Annotated in this window: 17 protein-coding genes and 1 pseudogene; 2 read left to right on the top strand and 16 right to left on the bottom strand. The window is 35.8% G+C overall.

What is annotated here, in order from left to right; all coding sequences use genetic code 11:
* Positions 1-248 (top strand): annotated as a pseudogene (locus EUI_RS10000) (recombinase family protein); the annotation flags it as partial.
* An 81-nt stretch (positions 249-329) separates the two neighbouring features.
* Here EUI_RS10000 and EUI_RS10005 read toward each other — a convergent pair.
* From EUI_RS10005 to rbsK, 4 genes are all read right to left on the bottom strand, one after another.
* Positions 330-794 carry a hypothetical protein gene (locus tag EUI_RS10005; RefSeq protein ID WP_010015753.1) on the bottom strand — a complete coding sequence of 155 codons (465 nt, stop codon included), beginning with the start codon at positions 792-794 and terminating at the stop codon, positions 330-332.
* 178 nt (positions 795-972) lie between these two features.
* Positions 973-1,881, bottom strand: a complete 909-nt coding sequence (locus EUI_RS0102185) for a GRP family sugar transporter (protein WP_010015754.1) — start codon at positions 1,879-1,881, stop codon at positions 973-975.
* A gap of 39 nt (positions 1,882-1,920) precedes the next feature.
* Positions 1,921-2,343: a D-ribose pyranase gene (gene rbsD, locus EUI_RS0102190; RefSeq protein ID WP_010015756.1), complete on the bottom strand. Its 423-nt coding sequence runs from the start codon at positions 2,341-2,343 to the stop codon at positions 1,921-1,923.
* 23 nt (positions 2,344-2,366) lie between these two features.
* A complete protein-coding gene (gene rbsK / locus EUI_RS0102195) occupies positions 2,367-3,293 on the bottom strand; it encodes a ribokinase (RefSeq protein ID WP_010015757.1) in 927 nt (308 codons plus the stop codon).
* Between the two features lie 255 nt (positions 3,294-3,548).
* Here rbsK and rpiA point away from each other — a divergent pair, with 255 nt between their 5' ends.
* A complete protein-coding gene (rpiA, locus tag EUI_RS0102200; RefSeq protein WP_010015758.1) occupies positions 3,549-4,235 on the top strand; it encodes a ribose-5-phosphate isomerase RpiA in 687 nt (228 codons plus the stop codon).
* 617 nt (positions 4,236-4,852) lie between these two features.
* Here the strand turns inward: rpiA and EUI_RS0102210 are convergent.
* The 12 genes from EUI_RS0102210 to uasX form a co-directional block, all read right to left on the bottom strand.
* Positions 4,853-5,518 carry a hypothetical protein gene (locus EUI_RS0102210; RefSeq protein WP_010015760.1) on the bottom strand — a complete coding sequence of 222 codons (666 nt, stop codon included), beginning with the start codon at positions 5,516-5,518 and terminating at the stop codon, positions 4,853-4,855.
* Positions 5,519-5,638: 120 nt separating this feature from the next.
* Positions 5,639-6,898, bottom strand: coding sequence for a phage tail tip lysozyme (locus EUI_RS0102215; RefSeq protein WP_010015762.1), 1,260 nt, complete (start codon positions 6,896-6,898; stop codon positions 5,639-5,641).
* 45 nt (positions 6,899-6,943) lie between these two features.
* Complete coding sequence (locus EUI_RS0102220; RefSeq protein ID WP_010015763.1) at positions 6,944-7,573, bottom strand: hypothetical protein; 630 nt, start codon at positions 7,571-7,573, stop codon at positions 6,944-6,946.
* Positions 7,563-8,102, bottom strand: coding sequence for a hypothetical protein (locus EUI_RS0102225; RefSeq protein ID WP_010015764.1), 540 nt, complete (start codon positions 8,100-8,102; stop codon positions 7,563-7,565). The genes EUI_RS0102220 and EUI_RS0102225 overlap by 11 nt, the downstream gene beginning before the upstream one ends.
* Before the next feature lie 2 nt (positions 8,103-8,104).
* Positions 8,105-8,620, bottom strand: a complete 516-nt coding sequence (locus EUI_RS0102230) for a hypothetical protein (RefSeq protein ID WP_010015765.1) — start codon at positions 8,618-8,620, stop codon at positions 8,105-8,107.
* 19 nt (positions 8,621-8,639) lie between these two features.
* Positions 8,640-9,038 carry a thioredoxin family protein gene (locus tag EUI_RS0102235; protein WP_010015767.1) on the bottom strand — a complete coding sequence of 133 codons (399 nt, stop codon included), beginning with the start codon at positions 9,036-9,038 and terminating at the stop codon, positions 8,640-8,642.
* Positions 9,035-11,110 (bottom strand): CD3337/EF1877 family mobilome membrane protein, encoded by a 2,076-nt coding sequence (locus tag EUI_RS0102240; RefSeq protein WP_010015769.1) that lies wholly within the window; start codon positions 11,108-11,110, stop codon positions 9,035-9,037. The genes EUI_RS0102235 and EUI_RS0102240 overlap by 4 nt, the downstream gene beginning before the upstream one ends.
* Positions 11,111-11,267: 157 nt before the next feature.
* Positions 11,268-11,372 (bottom strand): putative holin-like toxin, encoded by a 105-nt coding sequence (locus tag EUI_RS10965; RefSeq protein ID WP_004903361.1) that lies wholly within the window; start codon positions 11,370-11,372, stop codon positions 11,268-11,270.
* A gap of 118 nt (positions 11,373-11,490) precedes the next feature.
* Positions 11,491-14,013: an ATP-binding protein gene (locus EUI_RS0102250; RefSeq protein WP_010015770.1), complete on the bottom strand. Its 2,523-nt coding sequence runs from the start codon at positions 14,011-14,013 to the stop codon at positions 11,491-11,493.
* 62 nt (positions 14,014-14,075) lie between these two features.
* The gene (locus tag EUI_RS0102255) at positions 14,076-14,267 is read right to left on the bottom strand and encodes a hypothetical protein (protein WP_004903368.1); all 192 of its coding nucleotides are present in this window, start codon (positions 14,265-14,267) and stop codon (positions 14,076-14,078) included.
* Positions 14,267-14,788, bottom strand: coding sequence for an antirestriction protein ArdA (locus EUI_RS0102260; RefSeq protein ID WP_010015771.1), 522 nt, complete (start codon positions 14,786-14,788; stop codon positions 14,267-14,269). Before EUI_RS0102260 ends, EUI_RS0102255 begins: the two co-directional genes overlap by 1 nt.
* Before the next feature lie 31 nt (positions 14,789-14,819).
* Positions 14,820-15,752: a serine-rich aggregation substance UasX gene (gene uasX / locus EUI_RS0102265; RefSeq protein WP_010015772.1), complete on the bottom strand. Its 933-nt coding sequence runs from the start codon at positions 15,750-15,752 to the stop codon at positions 14,820-14,822.
* Between the last annotated feature and the right edge of the window lie 11 nt (positions 15,753-15,763).

Here is a 15,763-nt window from a genome sequence, read left to right on the forward strand (position 1 = left end):
ACCTTGTTAGAACACTATTGTCGGTTGCTGAAATGGAACGTGACATGATTATTGAGCGCACACAAGCTGGCAAAATGTTTGCAAGGCAACATAACCCCAATTATAACGAAGGAAGACCCAAAAGAAAAAAAGATAGCCGAAACACAGCCATCTTTGAATATTCTCAAATTCACACTGTAAAAGAAACTGCTGAAGCTTTTAGTGTTTCTGCTAGAACAGTACAATACATTAAAAAATTGTTCGTTTAATGATCACGGTGTTTCTAATTTGAATAACTAATAATAAACAAATTTGGTTGGAGTTAATGATCCCTCTTACAATAATAGACTTTATGCACCCCACTGTTGCTTCATATTTTCAAAAATACTGAAGACGTCGGTTGTTATCGTTTCATATACTGTTAATTTTTTTGAGTTGTCTATACCTGATTCAAAATCAGAAATTTCATAAAATAAAGCATCTTCAGTATGCCCCGATTCAATTAGTTCTGTTTGCCCACTCTCGGTATGGTACCAAACAGCTTCTTGGGCGCGTGGAAATTCTAGTATTCTAAAATACCCTTTAGATCCTGAAATAGTTAATGCTTTCGGTTGCTTTGCCTGTAATGACAAAGATACTGTAGCCATCTCATCTATTGTATTATTTAAAATTGTAACATATTGTTCAGCGATACCCGTAGGAGAATATTTAACAAAAGAATTGATGTCGGTTGGCTGGCTCGACATAAAGTATCTGGTACCCGAAACCCACGTTTCAACGACCATTATTTTAAATTCATTTAAATATTTAGACATAAAAACCCAATAACTTTCTAAACAGAATTTTTACTCTTTCCAATTTATCGGGTTTACATCAAGTATAAATATGCAGAACTTAAGCTTTTTTAAACATTACTAGTATATTGTGCCAAAGCATTCAGTAATTAAAATAGTCACATTCTAATCACTCAATTATTAATGCTACACTATATTTCTATAAGAATGCTGTCACTGAGGCAGCAGCAACGATTGCTACTAGCCCAATAGAAATTACTACCCATTCCTTAGACGTCTTTTTTGTCTTCATAACAATAATTCCAGATACCGTTGCACCCACAATTGAGACCTGAGACAATACGAAACCCGTCGCCAATCCTAACATTGCCGGTTGAGCTGACACTAAGTATCCTAAAGCAGCCATTGCAAAGAAAAATCCAGAAAAAATTTGTTTATAAGTTACTGGTTGGCTAAAGATATTGTTTTTCTTGCTAACCAACTCATAAAGGCCTAATACTAATCCAAAAGCTGCCATACCAATGGCTTGTGGAAAGAACATGTGCATCCCATCTGTGCCATGTGTATACTGTGGCAAGATACCATAAAGAGAATATCCAATTTGCGCAATTAACAAAACACCAACAGCTTTTAAGAGCAACTCTTTATTACCAGAAGTTTTTTGTTCTTGGTAAGTAGTTAGGTAAGCACCAATTAAAATTATGATTACAGCAATCGCACCAATAAGCTTAGAAGAAAATGAACTCCAATTTCCAAGCATAATAACACCCCATAGAACATTGGCTGTTATTTGAAAAGCTGTTGAGATTGGCATTGCTTTTGCCGATCCTAATTCAGTTCCAGATTGGTCACGCATTCCAAAGGCAGCAATTGTGAGTACATTACCAAATGCCCAGGCTGCACCAGAAAACACAGCTAACCAAAAATTAATACCACTTGGAATACTCAAATGTTGAAAGAATACCAAAAAAATGGAAACAATAAGTGTGCCCCAAGTTGCACCAAATATTCCCTGAACTGGTTTACCACCAAAATAAGATACTAATGTAGGATAAGCACTCCAACCAATAACTGCTAACAGTGCGAATAATAACCCAACTAAATTCATTTTAAATTTCCTTTTCTAAAGTTATCGATTAAGCATAACTTATTTAATTGCTTCACCGACGAAATCAACATTCGATTCCAACACTATGTTAGAATATGCCGTTATTTCTCCAGTTCTAATAGAAGCGATATTATTTTGCGACCTACTCATTTCTTTTAACTTGTCATGTGTTATCCAAACAATTTCAACATCGTCATCCAACAAATCTTTTATATTACTTAGTTGATCGGTATTTTCTTTAGTAATTTCTGATGCTAAGTAGACTTTTTGTACTTTCATTTCTGATAAAGTTGCTGCTAGAACATCAATGAATTTAGGTAAGCCACGAACTACTGATAAGTCAATCTTACGCCCATCATCCAGTATAGGAAGACCAGAGTCACCAATTGTCAACCACTGAGTATGACCTATTTCAGAAACAGCATTTGCTATTTTTGTATTTAATAAATTTGTTTTACGCATAACAATAAACTAACCTCTTCCTATTACTTTAAAACACTCAAAATCTCTTCTTCAGTAGGTATGCTGACTTGAGCACCTGCTTTAGATACCGTAATTGATGATGCCGCTGATCCGAACAACATTGCTTCACTTAAGTTATCCAGGTTAGCATGTAGCCTAGTTGCCATAGCACCAATAAATGTATCTCCAGCAGCTGTTGTATCAACAGGATCTGTCTTAAATGCAGGTACTGAACCTTTATCACCATTGTCTCTCATATAGAATGATCCTTTAGATCCCAAAGTAACAATTACAGTGTCAATTCCACGCTCAAAATAATATACGGCATTATGGATTAACGAATGCTCATCAGTTACTTTAATTTCAGTTAAAATGGCTGTTTCATGTTCATTAGGGGCAATAATATCTGTTAATTCCAATAAATCTACGGGCAGACCTCCAACCTCAGGCATTGGTGCTGGGTTTAGTATAGTCTTAACTCCATTCTCGTGAGCGATTTTGAACGCTTCAATTACAGTTTCAACGGGGGTCTCTAACTGAGCAATAACAAAATCAGACTCAGCAATAGCTTTAGTCTGAGATCGAACATCAGAAACTGTTAAATCAGCATTAGCCCCACCATAAATATGAATAATATTATCTCCAGTTTCAGATGAGACTGTTATATATGCTTGACCTGTTTCCTCTGTTTCAGAAACAAGAACATAATCTGTACTGAGCAACGAATCACTCATATTTTCAGAAATATTAAACTCTTTTCCAACTTTGGTAATCATGTTAGTCTTAACACCTGCTCTTGCTACGGCAACCCCTTGATTAAGACCTTTTCCTCCTAATGCATTAATTTGATGGTTAGGCGTACTCAATGTTTCCCCACTGTTTCCAAACCTAGGCACCATAATCACTTTGTCAATATTGGTTGACCCCAATACTGTAATAACTTTAGACATAATATCTAATTCCTTTCAAAATAATATTTTCACAACAGTGATTATTATACACTTCTGAAATTCAATATAAACGCTTTCTTTAAAATAAATGTTTCATCACGTTATATTTGTAATTCTGTTGAAAAACGTCTGAAAGTTTTTCATGTATAAACTTAATTAACATTTCATTCCAAAAAGTTTTATAATCTAATTAAATAGAGTTACAATGACACGGTAATAATGTAATATAATTTAACAACAAGGAGACTTTTAGTAATGGACATCAACACACAAAAAAAAATGGCTGCTGCTTTTGCCGTTAACTATATTAAAAACGGTATGACGGTTGGACTAGGAACCGGATCCACTGCCACATACTTTATTAACGCATTGAATAAAAAAATCAAAGAAGAGAATTGGAATGTGACCTGTGTCACAACATCGAGTAAATCTGCAAGTTTAGCTCATTCTTTAGGAATGAATGTAGTTGATATAGATGACGTAGAAAATATCGATGTAACGGTTGATGGAGCCGATGAATTTGATGAAAATCTAAATGGTATTAAAGGTGGTGGGGCAGCTCTTTTATTCGAAAAAATAGTTGCAATATCTTCAAAAAAAAATATTTGGATAGTTGATAGTTCTAAGCAAAGTAAACATCTAGGTTCCTTTAAACTTCCTGTAGAAGTTGTAAAGTTTGGAGCCAACCATATTTTTAACAAACTAGATAAACTATCACTACATCCAGATTTTCGTTTAACAAAAAGCAATGAAAAATTGATTACTGATTCTGGGCACTACATTATCGATATTGATATTAAGGAAATTGCTGACATTCTAGAATTAAGTAAAACACTGAAATCTTTTACTGGCGTTGTCGAACATGGTTTGTTTATCAATATCTGCGACATTGCTATTATTGGCGGAAAAACTGTCAAAATACTAGAAAATCATCATAAGTAAAAAATCATTAACTCAATTATTAAATAACTCATTAATTCTTTATTCTGAATGTTTTACATATCAGAGAAATTTTTGGCGATTATTTAAAAATTTTATGCTCAAACGCATAAGAAAAAAATACAGACAGAGATTCATGTTCTTTTCTCAAATTGCCCGTACACTGAAACTCCAGTCTATTTTATTTCCAAAGCAGAATCTGAGATAATTAAGTACTGGAGTTTTTTTGTGAAAGCTAAAATATGCTCACCTGAATTTGAATTATCGATTGTCACCTTCTAAAACAGGGATCGTTCTGATCATGCCTTGGTCAACGAATATCATTTGGCTGTTCAAACTGTTTTGCTCGAATAAAAAAGTGATTTATTGACTTACGAGTATCGTCGGACGATTTACTTTTAGGAAATGAAACTATGGTCGAAAAATTAAGAGAAAATCAACAGGAACGTAAATTTTATCGTATGGATTTGATAAGTTTATTTAGTGAAATTGTGTTCGAGACTATTGGTTATCTATTTTTAAAACTGTTCCATTCATCCAATACTATTTCAATTAAAGCTAACCTACCTGGTTATTTGTCTATTCCAATACTTATTCTAATCATCTACATTCTGGCAATACTAATGACCATCTTTTTTATGATGAATTGCATTATCAACGACTAAGCGCAAAAATGTATTAAACTGATCGAATCCATAATCAATCCGTTTTTGAATAAACTCAATTTCAATATAGTGTCTAATATACTTAATTGTTTGATCGTGGATATTTTCCAATTGTGCAAAAAATAAAGCTTTGTTTTGAACTTGCAATTGCCGATATTGACCATGAATATGATCTATTGCTTGATTAACAGGATCAATAACACTGCCGTCTAAACCCACTTTTTCTAACAATGTCTGATACTGTTTACGTATCGTTTTCATAGCGTCATTGATCACAGTTTCTTCATCATATTGATGTTCAATTAAACTAATTGTCTGATCTAAATTTTCTAATGCCTGATCACACGTTGTTAATAATTCTACTAAACGCTCTACCTGCTTAATTTGCTCATATAAATCTTGTACCAAATAGGGGGTCATTCGATCATCATAGCGTTGATAGAAATGTGCTAATTCAAGATAAACCGACTGCATAGCTTTGCTATTTAACTTGTTTGAACTCTGATAATCCGTATACAACTGCAAATAATCATTTTTTACAGTAACAAATATTTCTTTCACCATTTGATAGGCACTGTCTGGCAAAATGTTATTAATGCCTATTTTTTCTTTCAATGTCATATTTTCTCACTCCTTATATTGCCTTCATTTTTATAGTGTGGTAGATTTATTCAGCATATTTGAAGTCAAAATAGAAAAAGCCGACTAAAAACGTTTAGATGAACGTAGATATAGCCATTTTTACCAATGTAATTTATACTTTGAATTGTCCCCAGGATAAGCAAATGTCATGTCCCCATAACCAACAACTTGACTGTCCTTAGCATACGATTTTTTAGGCACTAACGTAACTTCATAATCCCTACTAGTTCCTGCATTTTGTCCTGATTTGACAGCATTTTGATTAGCAATAATTAGGTCACCATTTGCCAAAACATGTAACACCACGCCTGTATGATTAGGACGATCAGAAGAAAATACTGCCCCAGCTTTTGGTGTCGTTGTAACCTTAACACCAGTCACTTTTGCCACTGCTTCTGCCGTCACATTACCATTTCCTCTAAAAGTAAAATTAGGTGACCAAATCGCATTCATATAGACTTGTGAGAAACCAGCACACTGATTATAGGCGTCTGGTGTCGTTAAGCTCCAGTTTAGTTTTTTGGCCGTAATGTTATGCACGTAGGGTTTAATGTCATCTGGAATGCTGTTTTTGTCCCGAAATGATAGCCCACTCTCTTTAATCTTGCCTGTACCGTCAGCCGAACCACTATCATCAGTATTACAATAAGCGCTTTGATTATTGCTATCACTGTCTGCGCTATTACTTGCTGATGTATTGCTATCACTAACAGCATTATTGCCACTGCTCAATGATCCCTCAAAATTAAGATCATACGTTTTTTTAATGGACTCCGCCCAAGCCTTCACTTCGGACACTTTACGCTGTGGATCACTTGCCCCAACACCCTCAAAACCTGTGTCCCAGGCTAAAGCTGAACTATCAATATCTTTAGCATTTGCTAATCCCAATCTAGCAACGGTATGGCTACTTGCCAATTCTTTAAATGCTAAATCAACCTGGGCTTCAACTGTATCTGCCGTATTTTGATAGCGATTACCGTTGATACCACCAGCACCCCACTGCCAGATACCTTTAACAGAGCCAGCAGGATTAACCGCTTTAGGATTTAAGTTACTTTCACGCCAACCAATCGCAATAATTGCTAAAATATTATCCCCTGAATAACCAGCTTTTTTAAAACGATCAATAATATAACTAACTCTTTTACCAATATCTGAATTTTTATCAGTTAAGGATCCATTACTGGAACCACTATCTGAACTTGTCGTCGCGGTGGTTGTATCAGTCTGACAGACAACACTAGGATTGTTCATTGTTAACGCAATGATTAAAAGCACTGGTATTAAAATGACAAGTAGTGGCGCACAATACAAGGCAATTTTCATCACGACTGCTTGTTTAACTTTATTTTTCACATGATCTCCTTTCTGAATTTTGACTAACAAAAAAATCCTTATTGATTACTCATAAGGATTAAAAGTATTAAAATCAGTGCTTTGATTAACAGCTAACCGCCCAACATAATCAAGACTAGTAATTTGATTATCACTGGTTTGATAGTCAATATTGAAATAGTAGTAACGTGTTTCACCATTGCCAACATCACTGTCATGTTTCGCATTCACAGCCACACCAACGACACCACTAGTTTGATCATCATTAGTTGTCTTTGGATAGTATGCCACTTGCACCACACTAGATTTCAAGCCATTATTATCAATGTAATCGGCCGTGCCACCAACCTCTGGAAATAAGTAGTCATTGGCTAAAACTTGACTGGTGACTAAGTTAGCTTGCTTAATTTTCGTGATACGTTTTTTATAATCAGATCCAGATGACCAATTATAAGCAAGATTGAAGAACAGTTGACTAGTCTCACTAGCTTTCGTAATGGTACTTTTAGCAACCACCTGCTTCACTTTTGGCTGGCTAGTTTTAGCAATGGCTTGTTTATGTTTTAACTGCTTAGCTTGTTTTTGCAAATGTGATAAGGTTTGTTGTTGTTGCCACATCAATTGACCAAAGCGCAAACTACCAAGCACCATAACCACTAACAGGGCATAATAACCGATTTCTGTTTTACGTGTCATTATTGATCCCCTTTGTGAGATTACCTAAAGTCAATGAGATGACCTCATTACCTTTTGCATTCAATTGTCCCAATAATTGATAATTAACTGTCCGACTACCATTAGTTGCCGTTAAGGCACCAAAAAATAATAGGCCGTCTTTTTGTTGGCTAAATTGCAATTGATTATCTGATACATGCCACTTTTTGGCTTGTGCTGGATCACTCTCTAATTGCCCTAGAAATTGTTTAACAAACTTTCTGACTTTATCATTTGCCACCTTTGATAACACTTGTTTGTCTGACACATAGCCTGCATTAAACAAAGCATTAACAGTGGCTTTTGATTGATTATTATCTGGCAATTGATTATCATTAGCAATCACTTTTGTGATTGTGCCACTATTGTTGATCAACGTTTGTGTCGCTGATAATTTAGCAACGGTGGCAGTCGCTTGTTTGATTTGTGATTTTTGAAATTGTGTATAAAAAAAAGCGCCAATCAGGAAAAACCCAATAGCACTCAACACTTTTATTCTAGTGTTTGTCATTTTTAAATTTTAATATCCTTTCCATACCACTCTTGTAGGATCATATAATCAGCGTTGAACTCAAAGGCAAATGGATATTTTTTACCCGTATCTTTGACAACAAAGTAGCCTTTAGCAACAAATGAATTGCCGTCCTTTTCCCACTTTGTTGTCAAATTTTCTATTTCATTAGCTTTAAGATAAATTGCAGGCATATCATTTGAACTGGTATATCCAAGACTTGAGTCAATCATTCCTGCTATACCACGTCCTGTATCTTCCCCGATTTTTTCGCCATCAACAAATACATTATCTAAAATATTGTCAGTATTTTCAACATACTTCAGGTCATTTGCTGTATTAAACATTTCATAATCAACACGCTTCATCACTTTAGCTTGATTGATTTTTGGCAATTTTGAACTGGCAGATTGTGAGCTAGTTTCATGTTGTCCCGTCATTATAAAAGCAATAATGATAATCAAAATGACTAACACGCCCCCAATAGATCCCAATGTCAACGCTGATTTTTTATTCATAGCTCTCCAATCAATTGATTTATTCTCTCGCAATTTGTGCCATTTGTTCATGTGTTGGCTTCACAATTCGTTTGATCACTGCCCCTTTTTGTACCACTAAGACAGTTGGTGCCACTTGAACATGATACTGTTCAAAATATTGTCGTGTCACTAAATTCATGTAATCTACGACAATGGTTGCCTGATTATTTTGATCACGCATTTTTTGTAATTTATTGACATCACCCGTCAACTTCTCACAGGTTGAACACCCCTTTTTATGAAATACGATCACGGTTTTATGCTTACCCAGGGTTTGATAAAACACCGTTTTTAAGCGATCATTTGGTGTATCATGATACTTATTATTATACAATAAAAACGCCGTAGTTACTACTGCCACAACGATTGTAGCGATTATTAAGCTCATTTTTTTCACGAGTTATCCTTTCCAAATTTATTTTTTAACTGACTGCCTTTTTCATCACGTAACTTTTGTTTTTGTTCCTTTTGCTTATCACGTTCGGCTAATAATTCACGAGCAATTTTGTCACGATTAACTGTTTTTTTCTGATCATTAGCAATTTCATGACGTTTTGGTGTCTTTGATTGCTCAAAGTTATTATGATTATCAGGCACCTTATTAAGTGTCTTAGGTTGTGATTGTGTCAATTGATCACCATATAATTGACGCTTAATCGCTTCACGCTTTTTAGCCACTTCCTGTTGACTATCTGAACCATTATTCTTACTTTTTGGATTATTGACCCGCCTATTAGGTTGTTTGGCTTCAAAGTTTGATTTTGGTAAATGAACACCGTCTTTTTCAATCTTTGCCTGTTTTGGATCATCAGAGTTTTTAGAATCCATTGGCTTTTTGAATTCATCAACCGTCAATGGTTTCTTATTTTTATCTGACAATTTTTGTGTTTTTGCCTGCTCTTTGCCTAACAACTGATCACGAACACGAGAAAGATTTTGTTGTCGTTTTTCCTCTGCCTGTTTGGTTTTCATCTCATCACGTACATCACGCCTTTGTGACATACGTTGCATTGGTCCCATTTGACTAATTTTTTGACCAACGCTAGACTGCTTAATACTCTGCCCCTTTTCACGTAGATTAGATAAGCGCATGGCTTGTGGCATTTGTCCCTCAATTCTTGAGTAACTAACCCCAACAAATTCAAATAGCTTACCACGATACTTATAGACAATAAAGACTAAGAAAAAGAATAGGAATGCGTTAACTGCGTATGAGCCGAAATTAGTTGCTGGGATAAAACTATCAGTGAACGTCTGTAAAGCCCCGACCAAAACAATTAAGAAACCAGCCCCAATTTTAGCAATACCCCACATAATCGTTGCGCCAACAATTTTATACCCGTTACGGGCAAATTGTGGGAATAACGCCATAACCAAAACAAACGGTGACAAGAGATACAAAGCCAATTCAATGACCATAACAAAGATATTAAACAAAGCCACTGCGTCATAAGGAATAGCATTAACAATTGATACCACTATTGCAACTAAACTCATACCTGCCTTGTTAAATGAGTTATTTTTCCCCAATGTATTAGGAAATTTCTTTGCTACGGCACTGACAGTTGTTTGTAATTTACTATCATCTCTCTTATTATTTGTCGATATAAACTGATAAGAATTACCACCTGATTTAGTCACTGCGTCTGCTGTGGCTTTCCCATAATTCATCAAAAAATAAGGACGTTCAATGGATCGCTCAAAATACCCGACTCTTAACGTGTCACCCGGTTTAACATTATCATTACTTTTACCAATGACTTTTAAGACTTGCGCCTGTCCGGCATCACTGCCTTCATTGATTTGATTAAATAACTCATTACCATTGCCATACCAAAGCGTTGCGACTAATAAAATACCAACAAAATTAACCACCATTCGAACCGCTGATGACGTACGACCACTAGCAAAGTGCATGAACCCCGTAATTGCTAAGACAATAATAGCTAATCCACCAAACAACAACTTGCCTTGATCAAAAATAGATTTTACTTTACCTGAAACAGCGTTCTGGGCTTGTGTAAAGGCTTTTGATAAATTACCGTCATTTGATAAAGCACTTAATAACTCATCATTGATTTGATAAATCAAAGTATTCAAATACCAAAAAAACTTAGCTAAGCCCATACCCGTATTATTGGCTAAGTCCGTCACACCAATTTTTTCTGAATAGGGTTGCCATGAAAACAGTGAGTCATTCAACTTATTGATATTTTGTGCGTCACTGGCTTTAAATGAGGTATCAGTGGTACTCGTATCGCCTGACTTTTTTTCTGCGTCACTTGTCACCTCATCTACCGCTTTATCAGCTTGTTTTGAAGCGTCATCAATTGCATTAAGCGTATCTTGATTAACTAACGTACTACTTGAACTACTGCTATCATCTGCGGACACTTGCGTTTGTGCAAAGCCTAAAACAAACAAAAAAGAAGCCAAAATAATCAGCTTCCGACAAAATTTGATTTGCATGTGTTTTCCTTTCATCATTTCAATCATCATGTTATAATTGTGTATAGAAAAAGGAAGTAGCTCGAACTACTCCCTTTAACATCAATAGCCTGCTAAGCAGTGACTATTCGTTATATTTACTTTTTAAGTAATCACAACTCGGTCAAAAGTTGAGTGGTTACTTTTTTTGTTGACTTTTAATCAACTCAACAACCAATGCTAGTAAGGCAACTATAAAAGTGCCAAACATAAACATGAGCTGTAAAGCGTCTGAAACAGACACCAGGCTTTTCCTTTCCTAGAGTTCGTGTTTATAGGTTTTACACCATAAGCACCACCTCTTTTCTGTTGAAAGAATAGCCACCACTTAACTTAACTATCGACTGTTCTATTTTAACATATTAGCGATAAGCTTTTTCGGCTTGTGCCGTGTCACCAGCTTTAACCGTCTGATAGGCACGTTGCATAGCAACCAATGGCTCATCAACCGTTATTTTTTCAACTCGTCCATAAATATCTTTCATGAAACACTGTCCCATGACCATATTACCTAATTCTTTGATGTTGTCATCATTAACTGGCAAACCAATATGTTGTAAAATATCTGGCTGTTCCTTATCCTCATCAAAGGCAAATAAAACACCAAAATTATCACTTTTAACATCATGAACTGATTGTGTCACGGGAATTAACAAGTTATTGGCAGAACGTCCAATACGTGCCATTTCATTAAAAATACGACTACCAATATCAGACGTTGTAAACGTCCATGCTTCATCAAATATTTCAACCGTTTTTTCATCATAATCCCGTGTCGCAAACGTCCGACTAAAGACACCTAACACCGTCATCACAATCATACTTGCTACCTCAAATTCGGTGTAATCCTGTTTGGCTTTGTCATGTTGTGGCAATGTCAATCCTGCTGTTTCAAGAATGGTAATCCGATTGTTTAACTTCAAGCCCTCACTTTCACCATGTGAAAATACTAGAGATAATGAGCTACGAGTAACCTTACCTGATAAAAACTTAGCTAAATGTTTCACGTCTTCATTTTCATTTTGGGCTAATTCTTCAATGACATCTAACATACCAACGGTTTCACCAGCTTGTCGCTTTTGAATAATTTTATTAATGGCAAGATCTAATTCTGTTTCGGCAATTAAGGAACCATAATCACGATAAATTTGTTTAAAAATTTCTTGTACCGTAGCCTTTAAGCTTTCTTCACCTGACTGTGTTTGTCCCATTGTATGCCGCACATCAATCACAATAAAGGGATCCAAAACACCATAATTTGTTTTATCAGAAACATCAAGCGTCACAAAACGCACATTATTCAATAATGTATATTCATCTGGATAATCTGCTTTAAAGGTCTGATCGTTTAATACCGCTGAATACCATTTACGCATTTCCTGCTTAGGATCAAAATAGATTGCTTTAGCATTTGAAAGTTGAATGATTTTCAAAATGATTTTAGTGAGGTAAGACTTTCCTCTACCGGTTTTACCTGTAATCATAATATTAGGGCTAGTTGTGCTGGTGGATCCGTCTAAAATTTCGTTGGTAATCAACGGATTAAAAAAGACCAAGCGCTTTGAACTATCTAATGCGTCCTGGGTACTATTAGCAACTGTTTTTGGCGCACCACGTCCAATATAAAAGCCAATGTTACTACCAACTTGTTGATTGACGGCAAACAACAACTCACCGATACCCTCACTGGTCAATAATTGCACCCAATAGCGGTTTTGAGACACATCAGAACCCATTAAATCGTAATAGAAAAGACGTTTTTGTTCACCGATTGGTTTCACAATATTCACGTCAATACTCCTAAATGATTCTATTAAATTAGCAACACGATCATGTAGGATTTCAATATCTTCCGCTGATACCGTAAACGTGACTAAGGTGGAAAAGAAGTTTTTCTTTTCTGAAATATGATCGTTTAGCACTTCGGCAATTTCAATCGTTTTATCATCTTTACTAGAAGAAAATCCCTCTGCCTGATAACGTTCTTCAACATTATTACTAGCAGTCTTTAACGATTGACTAGCACGAGTTGCCAAGCCATAGATACCCTCTGACTTATAATAATGTGCTTTCAAATTGATGTCGATTGGATAACTCATATTTTGTACCAGTCGGAATAAATGAAAGCCTGTGATGTTTTCTGGCGTTGTCGATAACACTAATTTGGCAACATAGCGCACATTGTCATCATTAACCAATTTAACGTAACCACTCACTGCCCCGTCATCAATCACAGTATCACTTAATTTGAAAATATCACGTTCATGTCCGACTTTTCTAAAATCATGGAGCTGTCCCTGGATATAGTTATTACGCATTAAATGAACTAATTCATCAGTGGTCAAACGCCTGGTATGATCCAAATAGCCAACTTTTTCATAAGCCTGTTTTTCACTAGGTCTAAAGTCATCAAACAGTTTTTCATCAAATGGCTTTTCATAATTAAACCAACCAGCCAACTCATCTACAAAGTTATTCATAGCATTAGTGGCTTGTTTGATCACTTTACCAGAATTTTGATTATGTAATTTGATACCCAAAACAAATCGCTCAATTGTCTGTGACACACCAGTAGCGGTAATGGCACTAATTTCATCTACAATCATTTGAACGGGTGTCTCACCCATATCTGTTGCTAAAGAGGGTTGTAATTCTTTATAACGATTAACCAAATCCAAATCACGATTATAAAGACGCAATTCAAAATCTTCAAAATCAGCGAGCCGATCAAATAATAGACTCAATTGTGTTTGTCGTTTGGAAATACCGGCCTCATCATTATCTGAAATACTTAGTGCTTCAATATTGAAATATGCCCAGGCTTCATTGTCCTGGGTTAATAAAATATTATCTTTCACGGCTTTAAATGGTACTGCTAGTTTCATTGATGTCTCCTTATTTTTTTATTTGTTATGTACCTACAAAGTCTAGGCTTTGTAGATGATTGCTAATAGACAATCACTTTTTTTGTATCTTCCAACACAAAACCATTCTTAATGCGCCACCTGATTTGAATTAAACCGTTCGCATCAAAATAGCGCAATTCAAGGGTAGTTTTGAGATACGTCCACTTAATATCAGTGACATTAAGATCATAGAGATAAGCATTATAAATTGCTTTAAATTCTGCAACTAACACTACAACTCTACATAATCGCCATGAGGTAGCTTCGTGAAATCACCACCCAAAATCAGATCATGTCCGTATTTTTTGAAATCAAAATAATAATTGATGTCCTCATTCGATAGCTGACCAACACCACCACGCCTTGAGATCACTTCGTTGGCTAAGTCATCTTCATCTTCTGCTTTGATAATTGTTAAATTTTCAACTTGGCTGTCAATCTGATTATCAAGTAGAACTAACCCTTGATCATATAAATCAGCTAAAGTTTGCTCATCAACACCATTTTCAAACGCTCTTTTGGCACTCTCAACCATGTTATTTAGCTTAACAATCGACTCATAAGGATCTATTTTAAATGGTGCTTCATAATCACTAATCATGATTTCTTCGTTACCAGTATCTGATCCAATCGCGCCCTTTTCGGTTAAAACTTGTGTTACCCGACTAGGTGACACAGGCAAGGTAAACCATTGACCAAGAGACGGTACATTCACAGCGCCAACAAATATTTTAATTTCACTAAACTTAATCATTAAAAAAACACCCCCTTTAGGTGTGAACTCATCAATTTTTAAAACGTTTGAATATCAATGCGCCTGTCATTGCCAAAACGCCTGAAACAGCACTTAAAATGCCAATTGATGATTTTGCTTGTGTTGCATGTGTTTCTGGTAGAGCTTTGGCAACAGCGTCATCTAGATTTTGTTTTGCTTCAACCACCTTAGCATTTCTAGCGTCCTTATCATTAGCTGTTAACGCTTGATTATAGGCTTCAACAGCTCGAGCTACACTAGGAACACTAGCGACTTGTGTTGGGACTGAAACAACATTACCAGAGCTATCAGGCGTTACTTCAACTGGTTTCACATGATTAGTTTCACCATTATCATTCTTATCAGGTGTTGTCGGTGTCAAAGGTACTGTGTTGTTATCGCTTGATGAACTCGATCCACCAGCGTTTGAATTATCTGTCCCACCATTATTTGATGATGAGCCACCTTGATCACTTGATGAATTTGAACCACCATTGTCTGATGATGAACTTGATCCAACGTTATCTGATGATGAACCACCATTATCAGTTGATGAACTGGAACTACCATTATCTGATGATGAACCACCATTATCATCTGGCAGTGTTGAACCGTTGTCATTATCATCACCTGGTGTTGGCGTTGGTGTATCAGTGCCACTATTGTCACTTGATGAATTTGAGCTACCATTATCTGATGATGAGCTTGAACCTGTGTCGCCACCTGGCAAATTACTATCATCATTATCGCCAAAATCATCACTTGATGATGTCGCACTTGCCACTGGATCAACACTAGCCGTTAAGGCAACTACCTTGACTTGTGGCAATACAGTAGAAGTCGCTTGTACTGATTGTGCTGTACTAGTATCAGTCGCTGTTGGTACAGTATCAGCGTTGACTGCTTGATGACCTAATGCTAAAGCACCAAGCACTGAACCTGCGATTAAAAGTTGTTTTTGCATTTCCTATACTT

The organism is Leuconostoc gelidum subsp. gelidum KCTC 3527 (assembly GCF_000166715.1).
Classification (GTDB): domain Bacteria; phylum Bacillota; class Bacilli; order Lactobacillales; family Lactobacillaceae; genus Leuconostoc; species Leuconostoc gelidum.